Below are 24,280 nucleotides of genomic sequence, written 5' to 3' on the forward strand. Positions count from 1 at the left end.
CCGGCATCCCCCTCCTGGCGCCGCCTCTCGCGAGCGGGCCGCCGACCGGTCTCGGTCAGCGGTCCGCTCGCTGTGTCGCGGCCAGGCCGAGCAGCCGGGCCGCGACCTCCTCGAAGCGTTCATGGAGGAAGAAGTGGCCACCGGCGAAGGCCTCGCCGACGTGCGTGCGCCGGGTGTAGTGCCGCCAGCCGGCCATCACCTCGGGCGGGGTGTCCGCGTCGCCGTCGCCGTACCAGGCGACGAGGTCGCTCGGCAGGGGCCGCGGCTCGGGGGCGGGGCGGTGCCCGGCGAGCAGCGAGAGGTCTCCGCGGATGACCGGTACGAACTGGTGCCGCATCGGTGACCGGCGCACCTCCATCGGGATCCGGCCGTTCTCCGCGAGGGCGTCGAGCAGGGCGTCGTCGTCCAGGGCGAGCAGGGGGCCGTAGGAGGAGGTGCCGAGGAGGTGTGGCGGCCGGGCGGCGGCGACCACGACGAACTCGGGCGCGGGCCGGCCCAGGGCGTGCAGGGAGAGAGCCGTCTCGTAGGCGAGCAGGCCGCCCATGCTGTGCCCGAGCAGCGCGTACCGGCCGGGCGGGTCCAGCCGGAGGGCGAGGTCGGCGGCGGCCGCCCGCAGGGTCGCCGCCCGCGGCTCACGGGAGCGCAGGCCCTTGCCCGCGATCTCCAGCGGCCGGGCGCGGAGCCCGGCCGGCAGCTCGCGCCGCCAGCGCACGAAGCTGCGCGCGGAGCCGCCGGCGTGCGGCACGCAGTACAGGGTGAGCGGTTCCGGGCCCGTCACTTGTGGTGCTCGCCCGCGCGCAGCGACCGGATCCGGACCGTCAGCGGCAGTTCGTTGCGGGTCAGCAGGGACCGCAGGTGCCGCCGCATCTCCGCCTCGGTGGGCGGTACGGCGTCGTCGACGAAGACGTCGAGTTCGAGGACGGCGGAGTCGTCGTCCACGACGGCGATCCTGGTCGCGGCACGGACCACCCCGGGCAGCGACTCGGCGGCCCGGCGCACGGTCGCCGTCGACACCTTCTCGCCGCGCACCATCGCGAAGTCCGACGAGCGGCCGTGCACGTACACGTACCCGTCGTCGTCGACGTGTCCGATGTCGCCGGTGGCCAGCAGGCCGGGCTCGATCAGATCGCCGCGCTTGGACGGCGCGGGCTCGCCGACCCGCCTGCGGTAGACGGTGTCGGAGCGCACGAGCAGCTCCCGCTCCCCGGTGTCGGTGGGCCGGGTGAGCACCTCGACGCCGTCCAGCGGCAGCCCCACCGAGCCGTGCCGGTGCGGGGGCTCCCGGTGGGCGGCGAGGGTGGACACCCGTGGTCCGGCCTCGGTCAGCCCGTAGGTGATGTACAGGCCCAGCTCGGGGTTGAGTTTGAGCAGGCGGGAGACGTACGACGGGTCGAGGGCCTGGCCGCCCACGGTCAGCGTGCGCAGCGGCGCGGGCAGTTCGCCGCCCGCGGTGACCACGGACTTGATCAGGCTGGGGGTGAGCGAGGAGAGGGTGACGCCCCGGCCGGCGACCGTGGCCAGGTAGTCGGCCACCGAGAACGGCGGTCCCGCCATGACGAGCCGTGAGCCGTGCACGAGGCCGCCGAGGACCTGGGCGACCAGCGCGTAGGAGTAGTAGACGGGCAGGCTGACCAGGGTGGTGTCGGCGGCGCGCTGGCCGAGGGAGCGGCCGTGGCGGCGGGCGTTGCGCAGCAGGGCGTCGATGCCGTGCAGGCATCCGGTGGCCATGCCGGACGTGCCGGAGCTCATCAGGATCACGTGACCCGGCCCGTGGTGCAGATACGGCCGGCCGGTGAAGAGGCCGACGTCGGCGCCGCCGGTGCGGGTGACGTCGGTGACGCCGTACGCGTCGGCCCGGACGGCCGCCCTGACCAGTGCGCAGGCGCCCAGTTCGCGCGCCACCTCGCGGACCCGGGACACCGGGGTGGACGGGGAGAGCAGCACGGGGGTGTGTCCGGCCAGCGCGACGGCGAAGAAGAACCGCAGCGCCCGGATGCCGTTCGGCAGCGCGATGACGACGACGGCGCCGGGCGGGGCCGGCAGGGCCGCGAACCGGTCGATCAGGGCGGGCAGCCCGGCCTGGCCGCCCGGATCCTCGGCAGGGGAGAGCTCCTCGACACGGCCGAGGAAGTCGCCGACGACGGCGGGGTCGAGGAGCGGATCGGCCAGGTTCGGTGACGTCGTGCTCGGGGTGGTCGTGTTCCGCGGGGTGGTGTTCTGCGAGGTCATGTTCTCCGGGGCCTCCGCGTGGGCGTCGGCCCACTGACGACCAGGCAGTGCGCCCGGTGCTTGCCTTCGTCGTCGACTTCGTGGGTGACGACCAGGACGTGTGCGGCGCTCGGCGGGTCGCCGAGCAGCCAGTCGCCGCACAGTGCTCTGGTGAGCGGCACGGCCGGGGTGAGGGGCATGGGCAGCATCGACACCGGCCCGTGGAAGCCGAACGCCGAGCAGACGACTCCGACGAGCGAGCCCGCTCCGGCGCCCGCGAACCGCATGGGGGAGATCCGGCCGCGGGGGACGGACTCGGCGAGCGCGCGCAGGGTGTGGCGCGTGGCCCGCTCGCTCACCCCGATGACCCCGACCTCCTCGGGACGGCTCGGCGCGGCGTCACCGCAGTTCTCCAGCGCGGCCGCCACGGTCTCGGCCATCAGCCAGGCCACGGGGTCGGCGTACATCCCGGGGACGCGGCGCCCGACCGTGCCCGGGTCGTCGGTCTCTACCAGGGCGGAGCCGGTGATCACGGCTCCCGCGGGGCACCACTGGGCCGGGTTCACGCGGCGCCCCCGACCGCGGTCCGCGGCTCGTCGGCCGCCAGCAGCAGGCAGGTGTTGAAGCCGCCGAAGCCGAGGGTGAGGCTGATGCCGAGGGAGCCGGTGAACTCCCGGGGGCCGTCCGCGGCCAGCGGCAGGGCCAGTTCCGGCATGACGGTGCGGGTGTGCGGGAGCGGGGGCGCGCTGCCGTGCCGCAGCGCGAGGAGCAGGGCGATGGCCTCCAGGGCGCCGGTGGCGCCGAGGGTGTGGCCGAAGGCCGGCTTGGTGGCGAACACGACGGCCTCCGACTCCGGGCCGAAGACGGTGCCGTAACACGCCGCCTCCGCCGCGTCGTTGGCGCGGGTGCCGGTGCCGTGGGCGTTGATCACCGCGATGTCCCGGGCGTCGGCCCCGGCCCTGGCCAGGGCGCGCCGGACGGCGAGGACCGCGCCCGCCCCGGTCTCGTCGGGGGCGGTCGGTCCCGTGCCGTCGTTGGACGCGCCCCAGCCGCGCAGCTCGCCCTGGATCCGGGCGCCGCGCGCGGTGGCCGCGGCCCGGGTCTCCAGCAGCAGGAAGCCGGCGCCCTCGCCGAAGAGGGTGCCGTCCCGGTCGGTGTCGAAGGGGCGGACGGTGCCGGACGCGGAGAGGGTGCCGAGCGCCCGGTGTCCGAGGAGCTTGCCCTCGGTGAGCAGGTCGATGCCGCCGCACAGACAGCGTTCCGCCTCGCCGCCGGTGAGCAGGGCCGCACCGGCCAGCACGGCGTCGGCGCCGGAGGAGCAGGCGGTGCTCACCGACGCGGACCGGGCCACGCCCAGCCGTTCGGCGACGGCGGACGTCAGGGTGTGCGGCGAGGTCCCGGCGGCGTCGTCCAGGTGCGGGCCGAGGCTGCTGCCGAGCACCAGCGTGTCGACGTCCCCGGCAGGGCAGCCCGCGTCGCGCAGGGCGGCGGCCGCGGTGGTCACGGCGAGTGAGATCTGCCGCTCGGACGGAGCCTCGGCCCGCCTGCCGTCCGGTCCGCCGTCCGGACCTCCGTCCGTCAGGAGGGCGGCGGGCGGACGGCCGTCACCCGCCGACTCCCGGATGCCGACGCGCCCGCTCGTCAGCTGCTGCCACACCTCGTCGAGACCGTCACCCAGCGCTGTGGTCCAGCCCATTCCGGTGATGCACACGGCCCGATCGCGGTCGGCTCTGCGGAAACCCCCCAATTAAATCCCCCCGGTGTTCCGATAAACGTTCTGAGCGAAGCTCTGCGGGATCCGCGTAACCCCGATTTGCCGATCGAAATTCTATTTGCATACAGCAATCGTATTTTAACGAAGGAGTTCTGGGGTGGCAAGGGACGCAGGTCGCGCTCACACCGGCGCCTGCCACGTCACGGTCGTCCCGTCGTCCCCGGTGCTCCCGGCGCTCCCGTCGTCGTGCACCGTGAGCCGTACGCCGACCCGGCCGTCCGGCAGGACGGCCGTCGCGTCGATCACCACCTCGACGCGGGAGACGTTCGGGCGGCCGGACGCGGCGGCCAGCGCGCGGCGCAGGGCGGTGAGGAGATGCCCGGCGGTCCGCTCCGGGATCCGGTTCTCGACCGGGCCGGTGAACCGGGTGGACGGCTGGAAGCCGAGGAGGGCGGCCGCGCCCGCCGTCTCGCGCAGCACCCGGCCGCGGAAGGCCGTCGGTGCCTCGGCGGGCGGCTGCTGGAGCGCGAAGATCGCCGTACGGACCTCCTGGATGGTCGACTCGAGTTCGTCCACCGCCCGGCCGAGGGTCTCGTCGACCTGCCGGTCGGTCTCCCGTGTGGTCCCGCGCCGGGCCGCCTGGAGCATCATCCCGGTGGCGAAAAGCCGTTGGACGACGAGGTCGTGCAGGTCACGGGCGATGCGGTCGCGGTCCTCGAAGACGGCGAGACGCTCGCGGCGGTGCCGGGCGTCGGCGAGCACCAGGGCGACGGCGGCCTGCGAGGCGAACTGGACGGCCAGCAGCTTCTCGACCTCCGTGTACGGGAGGTCGCCGCGCAGGCGGGGGAGCGCGAGCGTGCCGATGAGCTGTCCGTCGGCCTGGAGCGGCAGCATCATGCTGGGGCCGAAGCGGTGCCGGACATGGGTCGTCATCCGGGGGTCGGTCGCCGAGTCGTCGACGAACACGGGCTCACCGCCGAGGAGTTGGACGAGCACCGGGCTGCCCGGTCGGATGGTGGCGCCGACGATGTCATCCGGGTCACCGGCGTCACCGGGGTCGGCGATGCCCTCACGGCCGTCGGTGGCGGCGGGCGTTTCGTCGGTGTCGGCGACGACGATCTCCATGCCACCGTCCTCGGTGCGCTGCAGGACGACGCCCGCGGCGGCGTCGGCCAGGTGGCGGGCCCGTTCGGCGACCGTCAGCAGCGCGTCGGCGGCGCTCCCGCCGGTGAGCAGCGCGGTGGTGACGGCGGCGGCACCCTCGATCCAGCGCTCGCGCCGGCGGGCCGCCTCGTACCGGCGGGCGTTGCCGATCGCCAGACCGGCCCGGGCGGCGAGGACGTGCAGCAGCCGGACGTCCTCCGCGGTGAACTCCCGCTCACCGCCCTCCTTTTCGGCCAGGTGGAGGCGGCCGAACGGCTCGCCGTCCACATCGATCGGCAGCTCCCACGTGCCCGGCCCCTGGGGGACGTGCGGGGTCCGGGACGGACCGGCCGTGTGGACGCCGGTGCGGTCCTCGCGGCCCGGACCGGTCGTGGTGAGCGTCGCGTACCGGGCGCCGGTCAGCTCGGCGGCCGCGTCCACGACGCGCTGGAGGGTGGCGCGCAGTTCGAGCTCGGAGCCGACGCCGAGGACGGCGCGCGGCAGGGGCGGCGTGCCGGTCACGGTGGCCGGTCCCCGGGCTCAGGCGCCCAGCGGGTCCAGGGTCAGCGGCTCGATCTTGCCCTCCAGCATGGCGCCCAGGCCCTGGGCGGCGCAGATGTCGGGCCGTTCCGCGATGTGTACCGGCATCCCCGTGGCCTGACGCAGCATCTGGTCGAAGCCCGGCAGCAGGGCGGAACCGCCGACCATCATGATCCCGCGGTCGGCGAGGTCGGCGACCAGGTCGGGCGGGCACTCGCGCAGCACCCTGCCGATGCCGTCGAGCACGGCCGTCAGCGGGGTCTCGATCGCGTCCCGTACGGCCGCGGTGTCGACCTGCACGGAACGGGCGAGGCCGGTGGCGACGTCCCGCCCGTGGATCTCGGTGGACGTGGGGCCCTGCGGGGTGAGGCCGTTGCCGGAGAGGGCGACCTGCAGGGGCCGGACGGACTGGCTGGGCAGCATCAACTCGTGCTCGTGGCGCAGGTGCTGGACGATCGCGTGGTCCACGGCCTCACCGCCCACCGGGATCCGCTCGGCGGTCACGATCGAGCCGAGGGAGAGGACGGCGACCTGGGTGGCGGCCGCCCCGCACACCATGATCATGGTGGCCTCGGGGCGCTCGACGGGCAGCCCGCAGCCGACGGCGGCGGCGATCAGGGTGTCGACGAGTTCCACGCGGCGGGCGCCGAGCCCCACCAGGGTCTCGATCGCGGCGCGCTGGGCGAGCGGGTCGGCGTCGTGCGGGGTGCAGGCGGCGGCGCGCAGGAACGGCTTGCGGCGCAGCTGACGGCGGATCTTGTCGCCGAGCAGATGGCGCAGCATGCGCTGTGCCATCTCGATGTCGACGACCGTGCCGCCGGAGACCGGGCGCACGACGCGGATGTAGTGCGGCGTGCGCCCGGTCATCTTCTCGGCGAACTCGCCGACCGCGATCAGCGCACCGGTGCGGGTGTTCACCGCGGCGGCGGACGGCTGGTCGACGACGAGCCCGGCCCCCTTCACGTAGACCCGCGTCCGCGCCGCTCCCAGGTCGACGGCGAAGTGGCAGCGGCGCAGCTGCTCCAGACTGGCGGTCATGGCAGGTCCTCCCGAGAGCACAGACCGTGGGGGCTCGCCGGGCCGGCGGGCCTCTCGTGTGTGGGCCGCCGGGCGGTCGGCCTCCTTCGCATGGTGCGGGGGCGGGGAGGGGGCCGCCTTTTCTGGTGGGCCGGGCGAGGCGCGCCCGAATGGGGGTTTTGTCTCACTTGTTCATATTAGGTACGAAATACAGTCAGGTCGGGAAGGCGCGCGGCCGGATCAGCCGAAGACACCCTGCCCCGGGACGAGGATCCCCCGCGGGCCGTACGTCTGCTTCACGACTCCGGTTCCCGCCCGGCCGGGCCGCACGGTCCGGCCTGACCTGTAGCGCGCGGCCTGCCTACAGCGCGCGGGCCGCTTCCAGCACCGGGGTGAGGGAGGGGACCACCGCGTCACAGCCCGCCCCGAGCAGCGCCTGCTCGACGGTGGGATTGCGCGCGAGACCGAGGAAGCGCAGACCCGCCGCCCGGGCGGCGGCGAGCTCGGCGAGCGTGGAGCCGATCAGGAGGCCGGTCGCGGCGGGCGCGTCGACCGGCCGCAGGGCGCGCAGCAGCCGGTCCGGATTCGGCGTGAGCAGCCCGAGGTCGTCGTCGCGGCCGTGGACGCCGGCCGGCAGCGGAAGCCGGTAGGACTCCAGACAGCGGTGGACGGCCGCTTCGCAGACGTCCGTGGCCACCCCGACCCGGCGCCCGGTGTCGTGCAGGGTGCGGACGAGGACCACGGAGTGGTGCGTCCTGGGCGCGTCCGGGACGGCGCTCAGCTCCAGCCGGTCGAGACGGTCCCGCAGCAGCGGGCCCAGCCGGTCCTGGGCGAAGGCCCGCAGCACGTCCAGCGGATGCACGAACAGCTCCCGGCCCGCGGCGCCCGGGTCGCCCGGCGGGCGGCCCGCCAGGGCGTCCTCGGGGTGGCGGTGCTCGGCGACGATCCGGAGCAGGTCGAGCGCGGCCGCCCGCGCGGTCGTCGCCGTGAACAGCCGGGCCAGCGGGCCGTCGAAGCCGAACAGCACGGTCTCGGCGTCGGCGAGCAGGTCCTGGAGCGGGCGCCCGGAACGGCCGGCCGGCCGGCGCACCTCGGGGGGCGGGGCGTAGTCCGGCGCGAGCGTGACCGCGCAGGTCACCGCGAGACCCGGTACCGGCCACCTGCCGAGCTGGGAGTTCACCGCCCGCTGCGCGCCGGCCGCCCGGCGGACGGAGTGGTGGCGGGTGATGCGCGAGCCCGCCGTCAGCAGATGCGCCAGCAGCCGCTCGCGCACGCCCGCGGTCTCCGCCCGCACGAACGCCACCGGGTCGTCGACCCGCCAGGTCAGCTCGACGGCGGCGATGAAGGCGCCCTTCCCGGAGCTCGGCAGGGAGATCCGGTCCACGACGTGCTGCGGCGTCAGGTCGACCTCGTAGTACGTCGCCGGACGCGGCGGGCGGCCCTCGTAGGGCAGGACGGGGTCGAGGAGGGTGAGCGGGCTGTCGGGACGGGTGTGCACGATCGCGGTGCGGCCCGGCGCGGGGATGCCCAGCTGGCGGAGGTCCCGGGTGAGGAAGGGCCCGCGCACCGGCTCCCGCACGTCGTTGCGGTCGTCCGCCGCGTCCCCCGCGCGTTCCTCCGGCGGCAGCGGGCAGTACCAGGCGAGCGGCGGGGCGTCCGGGGCGTCGCCGAACAGGGGCCGGAAGCGGTGCGGCCCGGAGGCGGCGGAGCTGTCGGCGAAGGCCGCGTACAGAGCCGGGGGGACGCTGAGGAGAACCGGGGCGGCGCCCTGCTGGGGCGCGGGGGTCTCGGGCCCGTCCTGGAACGTCACCCGCAGACGCGGCGGTTCGGCCAGCTCGGCGAGCGGCCCGGGGAGCCCGCGCAGGGCGGCGGCGAGCACCGGGAGCAGATACGCCTCGGGCTGGATCCGCACGACATACCCGTTCGGGCGGACACGGACCTCGTACTGCTGAGGCGTGAGATCGCCACGGGCGAGGACTTCGTGGACGGCGTATTCGAGGGTGATACGGGCTTCGGGGCGCGCGGTGAGGTCGGCGCCGGCCTCGAAGACAAGAGCGTGCCGCTTGCCTGAGCCGATCACCGGGGGTTCGGTTGCCGGCGTGCCGGTCACCGGTCGTTCGGCTGCCGCTCGTTCGGTCACGGCCTGTTCGGTCGCGGTCTGTCGGGTCTCGGGCCGTTCGGCCGCGGGGTGTTCGGTCTCGGGGGCGTCGGGGGTCAACCGTGACGGCATCGGCTGGAGTTCGTCGGGCAGGGGAGTGGTCGGCAGGGCGGCGGCCGGGGCCTCGGGTGGTGACGCGGGGGGCTCGATGCTTCCGCCCAGCCTGCGTACCGTTTCCGCGCTCACCGTCGCGAAGGCACCGGCCGTGCCGTCGGCCCCGCCTGTCTCCGCGCGGAACTCGCCCGTCGTGAGGCCCGCGCGTTCGTCGATCAACCCGCCGATCCGGTCCAGGAGTTCGCGGGCGCGGCCGCGTGTCGTGCGTGGCAGGGTGCGCAGCAGCAGGTCGCGTACACCGGGGCGGAAGTCGTACGAGCCGGGCGGACCCGGGACGGTGGTCAGCATGCCGCTGAGGATCACCTCGGCCAGGTGCTGGGGGCGCGGGTCGCGGTTCACCGCACGCTGGACGAGGCGCATCACCGGAACCGAGGGGACGGCCAGGGCCAGATGGCCGGCCAGCCGGAACGCCTCCCGGGAGGCGGTGGCGCGGAAGCGCAGCACCAGGTCCTGGGCGGGCAGGGTGGCCGGGTCGGCGGCCTGCGGCCCGGCGGTCCCGGGCGGGGCGGGCGTCGGTGACAGCCAGGCCACCGCACCCGGGGTGCGCGCGCCGCCCGGACTCGCGACCAGTGCCGCCCAGTTGGCCAGCCAGGGCGCGCCCGGCTCCAGCACGGGGATCGGGAGGGCCGCGCCGGGCCGGGGCGCGGCCTGCGGGTCGTACGGGGTGAACGTGAGCGCGGAGAGCGGGGCCGCGCGGGTCGCGGAGAAGAGCAGACCCGGCTCGGCCGGGAGGGCCGTCGTGGACCACAGATGCTCCGGGAGCGGCTGGACGACGGCCAGCGGCATCCGGGTCGCCCAGTGCCGCAGGGTCCGGTACCAGCGCTCGCCCGCCGGTCCCGGTCGCCACTGCGGGCCCATGCAGTCGCTCACGATCAGGGTGACCGTCCGGCCGTCCGCGGGGTGGGGAACCTGCCGGGCCTCGCCGTCGGGTGTGGCCGGGTGCGGGGTGACCGTGCGGAAGACGCCCGACTGGGCGAGGACGGTGTGCAGTTCACGGATCAGGGGCCGCCAGACCGGCATCGTCGGGCCGGTGTCGTGGACGAGGTTGAGACGCAGCCAGCGGTCGCGCGCGGGACGCAGCACGGGCAGCCAGACGTCCGGGTGGGCGCCCAGCCGGGCGATGCGGTCGGCCGTCGCCCGCTCGTCGAGGAGGCGGGCCCGCGCCGAGGGCACCGTGCGTTTCAGCGGGCGCAGGGCCCGCTGGAGGGCGAGGGGATGCGGGAGCATCGGAGGCGCGGGCGCGAGGACGGGCCGGCTCCCGGCGCCGCCGCCGGAGCCGTCACCCGAATCGGCGGCGGGCGCGGGCGTGGGGAGGTGGAGCGAGACACGGTCGGCGGGGTCGCCGGGCGCGGACTTCGGCGACGTGCATCCCGCCGTACGGTCGGCGTCCGCGGGGTCGGGTCCGCTGCCGGTCCCGTCATCGGGTGTACCGCCGGTATCCCGCTCGGCCCGTGCGGCAGCCGCGGCGATCGTGTCCGGCACGGCCTGCTCGGTCCGCCCCGATGCCTCCTCCGGGTCGCTCGACAGCCCTGCGAGCCACAGCAGTTCGGCCAGCTCGCGAGGGGTGGGCGCGGTGTCCGCCGCGGCCGTCAGCAGTGCGGTCAGTCGCTCCAGGGCGGACATGTCACCCCCCGGTGTCTCCTCAGAAGCCATCGCCGTCCGCCGTGGCGCCGAGGTACGGCATCAGTCGCTCCGCCAGTGCGTCGCGGGAGTCGGCGTCCAGACCGGCCACCCCGGTGAGGTAGAGCGCGTTCAGCAGCTGGTCGGTGGCGAGTTCACCGTCGGCCGCGCGGGTCAGGAAACGGTCGATGAGGTGTTCCGCCTCGCCCGGCGGGGTGTCGAGGTGGGCCCGGACGATCTCGGTGAGCTGCTCGCGGCCGGGGCGGCGCAGCTTCAGCCGGACACAGCGGCGCAGGAAGGCGGGCGGGAACTCCCGCTCGCCGTTGCTGGTCAGGACGACGAACGGGAAGGCACGGCAGCGGACCCGGCCCCGGGTGACGGCGACCGGGTCGTCCGAGCCGTCGGCCAGGACCCCGGCGGTGACCTCCTCGGCGGAGTGCCGTGCCGCGCGCATGAGTTCGGGGATCTCGTACTGGCCCTCCTCCAGGACGTTCAGCAGGTCGTTGGGCAGGTCCAGGTCGCTCTTGTCGATCTCGTCGACGAGGAGCGCGCGGGGGCGTTCGTAGGGCAGCAGGGCCGTGCCGAGGGGGCCGAGGCGCAGATGGTCCTCGACCCCGCCCCCGGCGTCCCCGTCCCGTTCGCGCCACGCCGCCTGCCGGGCGGCGTACAGCCGGGACAGCGGGTCGTACTGGTAGAGGCCGTCGGCCAGCGTGGAGCGGCTGGTGATGTTCCAGCGCAGCACCGGGCCGAGCCCCAGCTCGCGCGCCACCGCGTACGCCAGCGAGGACTTGCCGGTGCCGGGCGGACCGGTGACCAGCAGCGGGCGGCGCAGCACCAGGGCCGCGTTGACGAGTTCGACGCTCTCCGGGGTGGCGACGTACGAGCGGGCGCGGTGGACGCGGTCCGGGGAGACGGCCGCCTCGTCGTCGGCGTCCCGGGGCGGCGGCACGACGGGTTCGCCGTCGAACGCCCGCCAGGGCGGCGGCTCGGGCAGCCGGTCGATGCCGTGGTGCGGCTCGCTGTTCCCGGTGTAGACGGACCAGTGCGGCATGGTTCTCCGAAACTCTGGTGTGACTCGTGGGGCTCGTGTGACTGGTGTGGATCGGTCGTGGGGGCGGGGGCGGGGGCGGGCGCGGCTCAGGTCACGGGGGAGTGGGGATGACCGGCCGCGTCGCCGTGCGGGTCGGCGAAGAGGCGCGGGTCGTCCCACAGCAGCTGGATGTCGTGCGCCCAGTGGCCGTCCTCCGCGTCGGCCTCCTCGCGCAGCGCCAGTACCCGGCGCGGGAGTTCGACGGGCGACACACCGGAGACACAGATGTCGAGTTCGTCCAGGAACGTCTTGCCCGCGCAGCCGTCCCCGCCGGCGCAGGACGCGTCGGGACCGCCCGCGCAGCCCTCGCGGGACCAGATCACCATCGGCGCGGGCGCGTTGAGTGAGGTGTCGAAGTGCGGGCGGGTGTGGGACGCGGCCGGGGCGGTCGCGAAGCCGGCGAGACAGGCGTCGTCCTGGCGCAGCCGCACCCGGAGCCGGCGGGGTTCCTCGGGGCTGCCGCACTCGACCCGGTGCACCCGGGCGCCGGGCGCCGCGTCGAGCCGGTTCCACACCCGGGTCAGCTGATGCCGGACACCCGCCCTGCGGCGCGCCTGGTCGGTGACGACGAGCGGGTACACACAGCCGAGCGGGGTGTCGTCGTCGGGCGTGCTGGCCCAGCGGTCGACGGGCAGGTCGATCCAGTCGCGGGGCAGCGCGAACGCGAGCAACTCGTCGCAGCCGGGCGTCAGATACCGGAAGGCGGCCTCGATCCGGTCCTGCACGAAGGCGCGCAGCCCGGCCTGCGGGACGGTTCCGGAGCCGACCGGATGCCGGCGCCCCCCGCTGTACGCGGACACCTCGACCCGGACGTGTCCGTCGCCCGCGCCGCTGTGCTGGAGGTCGACGAGGATGGGCGACCAGTCGGGTGCGGCGGCCGTCTCGGCGGCCGTCCCGACAGGTGCCTGGAACAGGGCCTCCACACGCGCGGTGAAGCGGGCGACGGTGGCCGCCGCGTCGCCGCCGTCGACCTCGCACAGCACGAACAGGGCCGCCGACCACAGCGAGTCGAACCCCTCCTCGGGTGCGTCCGGGTCCAGCGGTCCCCGGGCGGACTCGTAGAGCCGCACGCGCCGCCCCGGATCGCCGTCCAGACCCGCGCGCACGGCGCGTTCGACGAGTTCGCGCAGCCGGGCGCGGTCGGCGGTGCGGTGGTCCGAGGTGGGGACCAGGCCCTCCAGATCGGGCCAGTAGCGGGCCATGACCTCGGTGGGCATCATCCGCCCGTTGCGCACACCCCGGTCACCGGCGGCGGCGGTGACCATGCCGACGACCTCACCGGTGTCCGCCAGGGTGACCGCGGCGCCGCTGAACCCGGGGGCGAGCGGCTGGCCGCCGGGCTGCCAGGCCTCCAGCTGGATCCACTCGCGGTTGAGCAACTGCGTGGCGGTGATGCGGTATTCGGCGAGGGTGCCCTCGTCGAAGCCGACCGGGAAGCCGTAGACGACGAGCTTGCGGGGCCGGTCGGGCCGCCGGTCGTGGGCGGCGTCCACGGGGGCCAGCGCGGCCGGCGCGACCGGGACCTCGTGCGCCAGCTCCAGGACGGCCAGGTCGCCGAGGTCGGTTGCGCCGCCGCCCCAGCCGCCGTCGGCGACCACCCGGGCCGGTACGGCGGGGGCGCCGGGGCGTTCGGTGAACGTCACCGTCAGGGTCTCCGGATCGGCCTGCCGCACGACATGGGCGCAGGTCAGCACCCGGCGCGGGGTGACGAGGAAGCCCGCGCCCGCCACCTGGCCCGCGCTCTCGATCCGGGCGTGCCATTCGGCGCTGTTCATGTGGTGGGGGAGGCGGCGGGGGAGGAGGGCGACCAGGTCAGCCGCACGACGAGATGGCCCTCCGCCGTGCCCTTGGCGATGATCGCGCCGGTCTCCGCCGACAGCTTCACCCCGAACTCGATCTCCACCCCGTCGGGCCGCAACGTCCCGTCGCGGAACACCCGCAGCGCGGACTCGGCGGCCGCGCGCACGCCCTCCAGGGCGCCCTCGAAGGTGCGGGCCGCCTGGACCGTCCCGTCGCGGGCCACCAGCCGGGAACCGGGCCGCCCCTCCGTGACCGCCTCGACGGCGACCACGGCACCGTCGTCGGTCCTGAACTCCACCAGTCCGTCCACGGTGCCCCCGTAACTCCTCACCCATGTAGTCCTGCGGCTCTGCGCGCATCCATTGTCACGGACGGTACTGGAGATTGTCCTGCGTTCAGCGCGCCTCCGTGATCCGGATCACCCCCAGCTCCACCAAGTCCTGTGGCCGGATCCGGAGTTGATCGGCCGTCGCCTCCACCTCCGCCGGGGGCCGCTTGAGGATCGCCGCCGCCGACTCCGGCGCGATCACCGAGAAGTAGCTGTCCGGGGTGGCCCAGGTGCGGCCGGGCGCGGCCAGGGCCAGCGCGCCGCCGGAGCCGCCCTCGCCGATCACCAGCGTGGTGATCGGCGTGCGGGCGGTGGCGACCACGCCGAACAGTTCCGCGATCGCCGCGCCGGCCCCCTGCCGTTCGGCCTCGGCGTCGTTGGCCGCGCCCGGGGTGTCCACCAGCGTCAGCACCGGGATGCCGAGCCCGTCCGCGAGGCGGATCAGCCGGGTGGCCGTGCGGTACCCGGCGGGCCTGGTGGCCGCCCCGGTCTGGGCTGCGTAGCCGACCGTACGGCCCCGGTGGACGCCGAAGCCGCACAGCATCCCGTCCGGGTCGACCCCGCCGCACCGGTCCCCGGAGATCGCGAGCCGGTGGCTGAAGTAGGCGTCCAAGTAGGCCCGGGCGCGCGGCCGTTCCGCCGCCCGAGCCCGCCGGACCGCCTCCCACCCGGTACGAGGCGGATCCGCGACGCCGAGAGCGACAGGAACGGGCGCGGGTTCGCGAAGCGACCCCGACGGGGGCCCGTCCGGGGAACCACCCGCGCCGGGCACGGCGCCTGTCCCGGCGGCGGCCGGCTCGCCGGGGGTGTCGGGAGTCTCGGCCGGACGATGCGCTCGCGGCGTTCCGCCGGTCAGTAGACGCAGCCATCGGCCCAGTACCTCCCGCAGTTCCGCCGGGGGCACCACCGCGTCCGCCGCCCCGGCCGCGACCTGCGCCTCGGCCGTGTAGGCGGCCGGGTCGGCGTCCGGCGGCCGGACCCGTGAGCCCGCGAAGCCGACCTGGGCGTCCGGCAGCGCGAGCACCACGTCGGCGCCCGCGCCCAGGGTGGCCCAGCCGCCGCCGGTCGTCGGATCCCGCAAGACCGCGATCTGCGGCAGCCCGGCCTCCCGGGTGAGCGCCGACTGCCGGGTCACCCGCTGGAGTTGGGTGAGGGCGAGCATGCCCTCCTGCATCCGGCTGCCGCCCGTGGCGACCAACGGCACGACCGGCAGACGGTGTTCACGGGCGTACGAGTACGCCGCCTCCAGCCGGTCGCCGGTGCGCTCGCCCAGCGATCCGCCCAGGAAGCCGAACTCGAAGGCGATCAGCACGGCCCGCGTGCCCTCGACGCTCCCCGTGCCGCAGACGACGGACTCCGACTCGCCGGTACGCCGGGCGGCGCGCTCGCGCGAGGCGTCGTAGCCGGGCCAGCCGAGGGGTCCGTCGGGAGTGGCGGCCCGCTCCCCGCCGGGCGGGTCGGGGAACCGGGTGAAGTCGTCGGCGACGAGGGCGACGACCTCGCGGGCGCTCGCCCGCCGCGTCGTCATGACGGCAGCGCCCGCTTCATGATCTTCCCCATGTCGTTGCGGGGGAGCGCGTCGAGATAGCGCACCACGCGAGGCCGCTTGTGCGGCGCCAGCCGACGGGCCACGTGGTCGGCCAACTCGCTCTCGGCCGGCAGGGCTTCGGGATCCGCCGGCACGACCCACGCGACGATCCGCTCCCCGAGGTCCGCGTCCGGCTCCCCGGTGACGGCGGCCTCGCGCACTCCCGGATGCTCCAGCAGCGCGTTCTCGATCTCACCGGCCCCGATCTTGTACCCGCCGCTCTTGATGAGGTCGGTCGCCTTGCGCCCGACGATCCGGACGTAGCCGTCGGGGTCGCGCACGGCCACATCACCCGTGCGGAACCAGCCGTCGGAGGTGAAGGCGGCGGCTGTCGCGTCGGGCCGGTTGAGGTACTCGGTGAACAGGTTCGGCCCGCGTACCTGGATCTCCCCGACGCTCTCCCCGTCGTACGCCTCGACGGCCGCCCCGTCCTCGTCCACCAACCGCAGCTCCACGCCGGGCAGCGGCACCCCGACCGTCCCGGCCCGCGCCTCCCCGTCCGCCCGGACGCTGGTGTTCATCAGCGTCTCCGTCATCCCGTACCGCTCGATCACCCGCCGCCCGGTCGCAGCCGCGATCCGCTCGTGGTCGTGCACGGGCAGCGCGGCCGAACCGGACACCAGCAGCCGCGCCCCGGCGAGCGCCTTGGCCAGTGCGGGGTCGCCGGGCAGCGCCTCGGCGATGCGGTGGTACATCGTCGGCACCCCGAAGAGCATGCTCGCCCCGGTGCTCAGCTCCCGCGTCACGCCCTCCGTGCCGAACCTCCCGAGATGCCGTACCGACCCGCCGCGCCGCAGCGGCCCGAGGACGCCCAGCACCAGCCCGTGCACATGGAACAGCGGCAGCCCGTGCACGAGGACGTCCTTCCCGGTCCACTGCCAGGCGTCGGCGAGCGCGTCCAGGGTCGTGGCGATCGCGCGACGCGGGATCACCGCGCCCTTGGGCGGCCCGGTGGTGCCGGAGGTGTAGACGACGAGGGCCGGGTCCTCGTCACCCACGGACGCCACGGCCGGCACGGACGCCACGGACGCACCGACACCCTGCACGTCGGCGTCGGCCTCCACCTCGGCTTCCACCTCGACATCGATCCGTACCAGCTCCCGCAGCACGGCGGGCAGTTCGTCGCCGGGGGCCGCCAGGACCACCCGCGGCGCGCTGTCGCCCAGGACGTGCCCGAGCTCCTTGTCGCCGGACTTCGGGTTCAGCGGCACGGCGGCCACCCCGGCGAGCAGGGCGCCCACCACCGCGACGGCGGTCTCCAGCGACGGGGTCGCCCACACCGCGACCCTCCCCTCCTCCCGCACCCGCGCACCGACGGCACCGGCCGCCGAGGCGAGCTGCGCGTACGTCAGGGAACGCTCGCCGAACCGCAGGGCGGGGCGCCCGGACGGGTCGTCCGTCAGGGCCGGGAAGAGAGAGGACACGGAACGGGCTCCTTGAGTGGCTGCGGGACGCGACAGATCCGTTCCTACCCCACGCGCCCAGCCCTCACCTGTCAGGCCGCCGCCTCCACCACGTCCGCGACGACGCAACGGAGGTTGTCCGGCCCGCCGGTTCCGTTCGCGGCGCCCACCAGCGCGTGCACGGCGGTACCCGGTGTCCGGGTCGACCCGGGCGGGCCGCAGCAGGTCCGGCCCGTCGTACAGAGGGGCTTCCCCGAGGGGGAAGGTCGAACGGGTTGTCCCGGTCGCGGGGACGGCCGTTAACCTGCGGAGGTACCACACAGACGTACGAATACACCCGTACGTCTGTGCATCCGTGCGGACGTACGGATGCACAGACGTACGAGAACGGAGTCCCGTCGTGCCCCGAGTCGCCCTCGTCACCTACGACCCCCGGCCGGAGCCGAGCAAGGACCGCGACCTTCCCGGGCTGCGGGCGGCGCTGGCGTCGGCCGGTGCCGAGGCGGACGTCGTGTGCTGGGACGACGCCGATGCCGACTGGGCCTCCTACGACCTCGCCGTCATCCGCTCGACCTGGGACTACAGCTGGCGTGCCGCCGAGTTCACGGCCTGGGCGGAGCGGTGCGGCAAGCTGACACGACTGGCCAACCCGGCCTCCGTCGTGCGCTGGAACACCGACAAGCGGTACATCGGGGAGCTCGCTGCGGCCGGCGTGCCCACGGTCCCCACCCGCTATCTCGCCCCGGGTGACGCCGACGCCCCCGCGGGGCTGCCGGGCGACCACGAGTACGTCGTCAAGCCCACCTCCGGCGCCGGCGCGCGGTACGCCGCCCGCTACACGCCCGCCCAGCACGAGGCGGCCGTACGGCACCTCGCGCGGATGCACGCCGAAGGGCTGACGGCGATGGTGCAGCCGTACATGCGGAGCATCGACACCGGCGGGGAGCGCGCCCTTCAGTTCTTCGGCGGGCGCCTGCTGCACGCCAGCCGCAAGCGGGCCGTACTGGCCCCCGGCACCGCCTTCGACGCGGACAAGGTCGCCCACCCCGGCCTGGAGCCCTGGACCCCCACCCCGGCCGAGCTCGCCGTCGCCGAACGCGCGCTGGCCGCCGTACCGGACGCGCCGGAGCTGCTCTACGCCCGGGTCGACCTCGTGGACGGCGACGACGGGGAGCCGCGCGTGATGGAGCTGGAACTGGTCGAGCCGAACCTGTTCCTGTTCCTGCACCCGGAGTCGGTGCCGACCGTCGTGGCGGCGATCCTGGCGGCGGCCGCCACCCCCTGATCGCCCCCACTCCCGCGCCACCACCGGCCGTCGCTACTCCCGGACCCCCGTCCGTTGCAGCAGCCCCCAGGTGAACTCGGCGACGACCTCCCGTCGTACGCCCCAGCCGTCCGGGGCCGTGAAGGCCAGTCCCCAGCGGGTGGGGGCGGTGCCCTCCAGCGGGCGGGCCGGGGCGAAGGCGCGCGCGGCCTCGTCGACCGTGCAGGACCAGGGGGTGAGGTCGTCGAGGCTCGTCAGGCGCGGCGGCGTGGCTCCCGGGGCGCGGACCAGCCACTCGTTCCAGACGCCGCCGTTCGGCGCGAGGAGCACCTCGAAGCGCAGGTCGGGCCAGAGGGGCAGCGGCCAGAGCCAGGCCTCGCAGTCGAGGTCCCCGACGCGGCGGGGCGCCCGGAACTCCGGTTCGCCCAGGACCGAGCGGTAGCGGGCCAGCGAGCCCCGGGCGTGCGGGGAGTGGAGCATCGCCTGCCAACGCTTGTTGGCCTCCCGCATCTGTGCGAGGGAGACGCCCAGCGCATGGCGGGCGTCCTCCACCAGGTCAGGGTTGTGATCGGCCATGCGGCGCAACAGGACCTGTTGGAAATCGAGCGCCGTGAACGAGCCGGTTAGGCGTTTCTGGGTCGGCATGCTCTCCATCCTGGCCCACCCGGCGCCCTGTTCCGGGCCACTGTGCGTTTCCCGACCATTGCCCGGCACAACGCCGTATGACAGCCTGTGTTCGTCATGCCGATCGCCTGTTGAAATCTCGAACACAGGCACTGAGACGACTACCTAAGGGAGGGGGCCGGTTGTGGGACGCCTCGTACCTGCCGTGACCCGAGCTCTCGACATTCTCGAGCTCTTCCTCGACGGGGACGGTTCGCTCTCCGCCCCCGACATCGTGCGCAAGCTCCAGCTTCCGCGCACCACCGTGCACGAATTGGTGACCACACTCTCGGCACGGTCGTACATCGTGGCCGTACCGGGACAGCCCGGACGCTACCGCCTCGGCGTACGTCCGTACCAGCTCGGCAGCCGCTACGCCGAGCAGCTCGACCTCGCCGCCGAGGGTCAGCAGGTCGCGCGCACCGTCGCTGAGACGTGTGACGAGACGGTCCACGTGGCGATCCTGGAGGGCACGGACGTCATCTACATCGCCAAGGTCGACTCCACGCACGCGGTCCGGATGGTGTCGGCCGCCGGCCGCCGTCTCCCGGCCCACTGCACGTCCGTCGGCAAGATGCTGCTGGCCTCGCTCTCCGAGCCGGAGCTCAGCGCGCGCATCCCCGACGACGCCGACCTGATCCGGATGACCCCGAACAGCATCACCGAGCCCGGCGCCCTGCGTGAGGCACTGGCGGAGATCCGGGAGCGGGGCGTCGCGGTGGAGAGCCGCGAGTCCAACCCGGACGTCAGCTGTGTGGCGGCGCCGGTGCGCGACCGCACGGGCCAGGTCGTCGCCGCCCTGTCCATCTCCGTGCCGATGATCCGCTGGAGCGACGAGCGCCGCGTGGAACTGGAGCAGCTCGCCGCGAAGGGCGCCGCCGAGCTGTCCGAGCTGCTGGGCTACCGGAGCGTGGCATGACGACGACGTCGTACGAGGTGGCCGTGCGGGCCGAGGCCACCCTCGGCGAGGGGCCGACCTGGGACCCGGTCACCGGCCGGCTGCTCTGGCTGGACATACTCGGCTCCCGCCTGCACGGCTACGACCCCTCGACCGGCCGCCGCACGGTCCGGACGACCGACCAGCACGTGGGCGCGGCCAAGCCGCGCGCCGGGGGCGGCCTGGTCCTCAACCTCCGGGACGGCGTGGGCCTGCTCGACCCGGACGACAGCTTTCGCTGGCTGCACCACGAGCCGGTCCCCGGCCGCCGGGCCAACGACGCCGCCGTCGCGCCCGACGGCTCCCTCTGGGCCGGCACCATGCGCTACGACGAGGCCCCGGGCGGCGGCACCCTGTACCGGGTCACCGGCGACGGCCCGCCCGAGCCGGTCCTCGACGACGTGGCGGTCAGCAACGGCACCGGCTGGAGCCCGGACGGGACGCTGATGTACTACATCGACTCGCCGACGCGCCGGGTCGACGTCTTCGCGTACTCGGCGGACGGGCGGGTCGGCGACCGCCGCACCCTCGTCGAGATCGAGGACGGGGCCGGCTTCCCCGACGGCCTCACGGTCGACGCCGACGGCTGCGTGTGGGTGGCGCTGTGGGACGGGGGAGCGGTACGCCGCTACACCCCGGCGGGCGATCTGGACCGGGTGCTCACCCTCCCGACCCCGAGGGTCACGGCCTGCGCGTTCGGCGGGGCCGACCTGGCCGACCTGTACGTCACCACCGCCCGGGTGGGCCTGGAGTCACCGCACCCGGTCGCCGGCTCGCTGCTGGTGATACCGAGTGCCGGGAAGGGACTGCCGCAACCGCCGTTCGCGGGCTGACCGCGCACCCGGCAGGCGGCCGGACGAAGCCGGGCGATCGGCCCGGCGCAGTGCGGCCGGGGCGGTCGGCGGGGTGCGGGCTGTCGGGTCGGCGCAGGCGGGTGCACCGCCCCGCGCCACCCCGTCCCGCTCCGGCGGCCCCGTTTGCTCCGGCCACCTGTCCGCTCCGGCCGCCCCGAACTGCCCGGCTCCGTCCGCGCGGCACCGTCCGTCCGGGCGGCACCGTCCGCTCGTCCCGCACCGTCCGCCCGTCCCTGGCTACTCCAGTCCCGCCCGTTTCAGCTCGTCCCCGGTCAGCGGTGGTCCGGTCAGGGCCGGTTTCCATGGCCCCAGCGCGGCCGCCAGCAGCACCGACGGAGCCAGCAGGACCTCGGGCCCCCGCTCCAGCGACGTCACGTCCGTCACCCGGCGGGCGATCCGGCCGTTGCCGGTGGCCGTGAGCATCAGGCGGCCGACATACGCGGCCACGAGCCGGTCCCGGAGGCTGGGTCCGTCCTCCGTCGCGCCCGGGCAGAACACGTCCTGGCCGACGGCGAGGTCCCACGCGGTGCTCACGGGCCGGGCCACCGCCTTCTGCACCCGCCGGGACAGCCCGGCGGAGCCCCATCCACGCCGGCGCACCACGTCCCGCAGGATCACCGCGCTCTGGGCGGCGACGGCCAGACCGTGGCCGTAGAGCGGGTTGTAGGCGGCGAGGGCGTCGCCGACGACGGTCAGGTTCTCCGGCCAGGCCGGCATCCGCTCGTAGAAGTGCCGACGGTTGACGGTGGCCCGGGTGTACGCCACGTCGGACACCGGCTCGGCCTGCTCGAGGAGCTCGCCGATGACCGGGTGGCGCAGTTCCTCGCGGGCGAAGCGGACGAAGTCGTCGTTCTCGGTGGAGGGTTCGCCGCCCCGGGTGCCGTTGAGGGTGGCGATCCAGTGTCCGTCCTCGATGGGCAGCAGGAATCCCGCCCGTCCCGGCCCCCCGGCCCGCGGGTCGGGCTGCACGTTGACGATCGGATACCCGGACCGGGCCTGCTCCGGCGCGCGATAGAGACGACTGGCGTAGGCCAGCCCGGAGTCCACCTCGCGCCGCTCCACCTCGGGCAGCCCGAGCTCGGTCAGCCACCGCCCGACCCGTGACCCGCGCCCGGTCGCGTCGACCACCAGCCCGCCGGGAACCACCCACTCCGCGCCCGCGCCCGGGGTCGGCCCCGCGCCCGTGGCCGAGCCGGAGTCCGGTGCCGAGCCGGAGTCCGGTGCCGGGCCCGCGGTCGAACTCGCCGCCGAGCGAGAGTCCCCGACCGCTCCCCCGACCGCTCCCGACCCCGCATCCGCACCCGGCGCTGCGGCAGCGGTCGGCGCCGGGCCGCCCCGGGCTCTCACCCGTACCCCCGTGACCGCCCCAGCGTCGCCCGTCAGGCCCAGCACCTCGACGCCCGAGAGCAGTTCGATCCGGTCGTCGGCGAGAACCTGGGCCCGGATCGTCGCGTCCAGGAGGTCGCGGCCGGCCAGGATCACGTGGTGCGACTCGGGCCACCGTCGGAACCAGCCCCGTGCGCCCATGACGACCATGTCCGTGGTGACCGGCGCCCGGCGTGCCCCGGCGGCCAGGAGGGCCTCGGTGACGCCCGGCAGCAGTTCCTCCACCGCCCGCACGCCACCCGACCACAGCATGTGGGCGTGGCGGGCCTGGGGCAGGCCCTTGCGCGGGGCGGGGCCGTCGGGCAGGACGTCCCGCTCGACGACCACGACCCGGTCGGCGAGGCCGGCCAGGGCGCGTGCCGCGAGCATGCCCGCATGGGATCCCCCCAGGACTACGGCGGTTCTGGCGGGGGTGGAGGGTTCACTCATGCGTGGACATGCTCTCTGCCGGGGCGGCCGCGTGAGCGCGGACCGCCTGGATGTCGACGGGGTGGCGAAGGACGCGGGACACGGCCTGGATCTCCCGCAGGAGGTAGGTGGTGTCCGGACGGGCGGACCCGGACGGGTCCGCCGAGGTGGTGGGGGAGGTGGCGGAGGCCGCTGCGGCGGCCGAGGAGGCGGCCTCCGGGGGCTGAGGCTGCCGCAGCGACCGCTCCCGGGCCTCGACCGCGTCCAGGAGCGTCACGGCGGCGGCGAGGGCCTGCGCCCGGCCGCGCTCGAAGCCGAGGGCGACGCCGGCGTCGTAGGACCGCGCGCGCAGGCCGTCGTCGAGGTACCGGGCGAGTTGCAGCAGCGCGTCGCGGATGAACGTCTCGCGCCGGATCAGCCGCAGTTCCGGCGTGGCGCGCAGGTCGAAGGGCTCGCGGGCGCCGGTGACGCTCCGCATCAGCCGGGACAGGGGCCGCAGGCTCCGGTGCCGGCGGCGGATCCGCCACCGCTCCTGGAGGTATTGGCCGGCGTGCGGGACGATGAAGCCGATCGCGACCAGGGTGGCGGCGATGCAGGCGGCCGACGGGGCGATGTTGGTGTTCAGCCAGTCCAGGTCGTGCCCGGTCCAGCGGGCCCCGACGGCGGTCAGTTTGGCCGCGCTGAACAGCAGGTTCGTCACATAGCCGGCCCCCAGGAACCGCAGTCCCCAGCGCAGCCAGGCGTCGAGGCCCTCGGTGCGGCTCCAGTTCCAGACGAGCCGGGCGGTGACCGAGCAGGCCACCGTGTGCGCGAGCAGGTAGAGCAGGATCTCCTCGCGCATGAAGGGCGTGTTGGCGTAGTACGTGTCCAGGTCCCGGATCTGTTCCACGGGGACGTCGGCGAGCGCGAAGAGCACCCACAGCGCGACGACCACCCCCGCGTAGACGGAGACCACCCAGCGGGTCGCCCGCCGGGTCTGGGCCGAGCGCTCGGTACGGCCGTTGCGCCAGGCGATGATCAGCAGCAGCCAGGACGCGGAGAGCGCGGTGAGCAGCGAGTACACCCAGGGCGCCGCGATGTTCGGCACGCCGGTGACCCGGTTGGTCCAGGCGATGGTCTTGGGGGCCGCGAACACGAACACGGCGCAGGCGAAGACCAGCAGACCGCCGACGGCGCGCAGCAGCGGGTCCCGCCAGAGCTTGAGGATGCTGGGCAGCTTGATGGCGAGGGCCGCGCCCAGGACCACGGTGGGCAGCCAGAAGGAGACGTACAGCCCGTGACTCACCGCGTGGTGTCCCTGCGTCCGCGGTAGCCGAGGGTCCGCTGGACCGCGGCCGTCTCCCCGCCCGGCCCGGCGGCGGCCGGCCCCGAGTCGGACAGATAGCGCCGGAATCGGGCCGCGAGACGGTGGCCGAAGTCGTCGGCCTCGGCCTCGTCGTCCTCCCGTGAGCCGTTGCGGGCGGCGACGGTCAGCGCGAGGGAGTCCCAGCCGGACTGTCCGGCCAGCACGCCCGCGGCCATCGTGCCGACGCCGTGGTGGTGATGCCGGTGACCGGCGTGCAGATGCCACAACTCATGTCCGAGGATGACCAACTGCTGCACGTCCTCGGCCCGTTCCTCGACGATGACCAGGTCGAAGTCCTGGAACTCGACCCACAGCCCGGTCACCTCGATCTCGTCGGGGAACCGCTCGAACCGCACCTCGACGGGCCGCCCGCCACGCCGTGCGGACATCTCCTCGCACAGTGCCCGGCACACGTCCCGCACGCCGACCGGCCGACCGGGGCGGGCCCGTAGCGCGGCGGAGAGATCGCCGGTCAGCTCGCGCATGGCCGGTCCGGTTCTCGCGCGCCGCAGCGCCGAGCCGATCCGGGCCGCCCTCCCGCGCGCGCCCGCGATGTCCATCCGCTCCCCCTTCTCAACCGCCGTACGGCAGCCCGTTCGAGCCTACGCGGCTGGTTGTGCCCACGTCACGGGAAGTTCTCACGGGGCCGTCGGGGGTGCCGATAGAAAGCGCTGTCATAGATCCCGTCAAAACCATTGAC

General features: G+C 74.9%; 19 protein-coding genes. 3 read left to right on the forward strand and 16 right to left on the reverse strand.

From position 1 onward, the window contains the following. Window positions 1-55: 55 nt before the first annotated feature. The 12 genes from OHU34_RS28870 to OHU34_RS28925 all read right to left on the reverse strand — a co-directional run bounded on the left by OHU34_RS28870 (window position 56) and on the right by OHU34_RS28925 (window position 16,744). Window positions 56-778 (reverse strand): thioesterase II family protein, encoded by a 723-nt coding sequence (locus OHU34_RS28870; protein ID WP_142264109.1) that lies wholly within the window; start codon window positions 776-778, stop codon window positions 56-58. Continuing rightward, window positions 775-2,229, reverse strand: coding sequence for a class I adenylate-forming enzyme family protein (locus tag OHU34_RS28875; RefSeq protein ID WP_142264108.1), 1,455 nt, complete (start codon window positions 2,227-2,229; stop codon window positions 775-777). Before OHU34_RS28875 ends, OHU34_RS28870 begins: the two co-directional genes overlap by 4 nt. After that, the gene (locus OHU34_RS28880; protein ID WP_230195930.1) at window positions 2,226-2,774 is read right to left on the reverse strand and encodes a hypothetical protein; all 549 of its coding nucleotides are present in this window, start codon (window positions 2,772-2,774) and stop codon (window positions 2,226-2,228) included. The genes OHU34_RS28875 and OHU34_RS28880 overlap by 4 nt, the downstream gene beginning before the upstream one ends. Further along, a complete protein-coding gene (locus tag OHU34_RS28885) occupies window positions 2,771-3,919 on the reverse strand; it encodes a beta-ketoacyl synthase N-terminal-like domain-containing protein (protein WP_405768992.1) in 1,149 nt (382 codons plus the stop codon). Before OHU34_RS28885 ends, OHU34_RS28880 begins: the two co-directional genes overlap by 4 nt. A 183-nt stretch (window positions 3,920-4,102) precedes the next feature. Then, a complete protein-coding gene (locus tag OHU34_RS28890; RefSeq protein WP_405768993.1) occupies window positions 4,103-5,587 on the reverse strand; it encodes a GAF domain-containing protein in 1,485 nt (494 codons plus the stop codon). Window positions 5,588-5,605: 18 nt separating this feature from the next. Then, window positions 5,606-6,643, reverse strand: a complete 1,038-nt coding sequence (locus OHU34_RS28895; protein ID WP_142264105.1) for a rod shape-determining protein — start codon at window positions 6,641-6,643, stop codon at window positions 5,606-5,608. Window positions 6,644-6,983: 340 nt separating this feature from the next. Continuing rightward, complete coding sequence (locus OHU34_RS28900; RefSeq protein ID WP_405768997.1) at window positions 6,984-10,517, reverse strand: SAV_2336 N-terminal domain-related protein; 3,534 nt, start codon at window positions 10,515-10,517, stop codon at window positions 6,984-6,986. A gap of 19 nt (window positions 10,518-10,536) precedes the next feature. Beyond that, window positions 10,537-11,565: a MoxR family ATPase gene (locus tag OHU34_RS28905; RefSeq protein ID WP_020126987.1), complete on the reverse strand. Its 1,029-nt coding sequence runs from the start codon at window positions 11,563-11,565 to the stop codon at window positions 10,537-10,539. A gap of 86 nt (window positions 11,566-11,651) precedes the next feature. Further along, window positions 11,652-13,379 (reverse strand): trypsin-like peptidase domain-containing protein, encoded by a 1,728-nt coding sequence (locus OHU34_RS28910; RefSeq protein WP_142264104.1) that lies wholly within the window; start codon window positions 13,377-13,379, stop codon window positions 11,652-11,654. Beyond that, window positions 13,376-13,714: a CU044_2847 family protein gene (locus OHU34_RS28915; RefSeq protein ID WP_020126986.1), complete on the reverse strand. Its 339-nt coding sequence runs from the start codon at window positions 13,712-13,714 to the stop codon at window positions 13,376-13,378. Before OHU34_RS28915 ends, OHU34_RS28910 begins: the two co-directional genes overlap by 4 nt. Before the next feature lie 85 nt (window positions 13,715-13,799). Further along, window positions 13,800-15,260, reverse strand: a complete 1,461-nt coding sequence (locus OHU34_RS28920; protein ID WP_405768999.1) for a carboxyl transferase domain-containing protein — start codon at window positions 15,258-15,260, stop codon at window positions 13,800-13,802. After that, window positions 15,257-16,744: an acyl-CoA synthetase gene (locus OHU34_RS28925; RefSeq protein ID WP_405769001.1), complete on the reverse strand. Its 1,488-nt coding sequence runs from the start codon at window positions 16,742-16,744 to the stop codon at window positions 15,257-15,259. The genes OHU34_RS28920 and OHU34_RS28925 overlap by 4 nt, the downstream gene beginning before the upstream one ends. Window positions 16,745-17,123: 379 nt before the next feature. Between OHU34_RS28925 and OHU34_RS28930 the strand changes: the two genes are divergently transcribed. Continuing rightward, entirely contained in the window at window positions 17,124-18,008 is an 885-nt protein-coding gene (locus OHU34_RS28930; protein ID WP_230195937.1) for a hypothetical protein, read from the forward strand. A 33-nt stretch (window positions 18,009-18,041) separates the two neighbouring features. Here the strand turns inward: OHU34_RS28930 and OHU34_RS28935 are convergent, their stop codons facing one another. Continuing rightward, the gene (locus OHU34_RS28935) at window positions 18,042-18,632 is read right to left on the reverse strand and encodes a hypothetical protein (protein ID WP_200839668.1); all 591 of its coding nucleotides are present in this window, start codon (window positions 18,630-18,632) and stop codon (window positions 18,042-18,044) included. 163 nt (window positions 18,633-18,795) lie between these two features. Here OHU34_RS28935 and OHU34_RS28940 point away from each other — a divergent pair, with 163 nt between their 5' ends. Together OHU34_RS28940 and OHU34_RS28945 are read left to right on the forward strand one after the other, a co-directional pair. Beyond that, the gene (locus OHU34_RS28940) at window positions 18,796-19,569 is read left to right on the forward strand and encodes an IclR family transcriptional regulator (RefSeq protein WP_142264099.1); all 774 of its coding nucleotides are present in this window, start codon (window positions 18,796-18,798) and stop codon (window positions 19,567-19,569) included. Beyond that, entirely contained in the window at window positions 19,566-20,420 is an 855-nt protein-coding gene (locus tag OHU34_RS28945) for an SMP-30/gluconolactonase/LRE family protein (protein WP_142264098.1), read from the forward strand. The genes OHU34_RS28940 and OHU34_RS28945 overlap by 4 nt, the downstream gene beginning before the upstream one ends. A 258-nt stretch (window positions 20,421-20,678) precedes the next feature. On the opposite strand, the gene OHU34_RS28950 is transcribed toward OHU34_RS28945, so the two are convergent. From OHU34_RS28950 to OHU34_RS28960, 3 genes are read right to left on the reverse strand one after another with little or no spacing between them, the layout of a single operon-like run. Further along, the gene (locus OHU34_RS28950; protein WP_405769005.1) at window positions 20,679-22,256 is read right to left on the reverse strand and encodes a pyridine nucleotide-disulfide oxidoreductase; all 1,578 of its coding nucleotides are present in this window, start codon (window positions 22,254-22,256) and stop codon (window positions 20,679-20,681) included. Continuing rightward, complete coding sequence (locus OHU34_RS28955; RefSeq protein ID WP_142264096.1) at window positions 22,249-23,520, reverse strand: MAB_1171c family putative transporter; 1,272 nt, start codon at window positions 23,518-23,520, stop codon at window positions 22,249-22,251. The genes OHU34_RS28950 and OHU34_RS28955 overlap by 8 nt, the downstream gene beginning before the upstream one ends. Continuing rightward, on the reverse strand, window positions 23,517-24,140 hold the full coding sequence (locus OHU34_RS28960; RefSeq protein ID WP_230195939.1) for a toxin-antitoxin system, toxin component family protein: 624 nt from the start codon (window positions 24,138-24,140) through the stop codon (window positions 23,517-23,519). The genes OHU34_RS28955 and OHU34_RS28960 overlap by 4 nt, the downstream gene beginning before the upstream one ends. Between the last annotated feature and the right edge of the window lie 140 nt (window positions 24,141-24,280).

The organism is Streptomyces sp. NBC_00080 (assembly GCF_045041255.1).
GTDB classification, from domain to species: Bacteria; Actinomycetota; Actinomycetes; order Streptomycetales; family Streptomycetaceae; genus Streptomyces; species Streptomyces coriariae.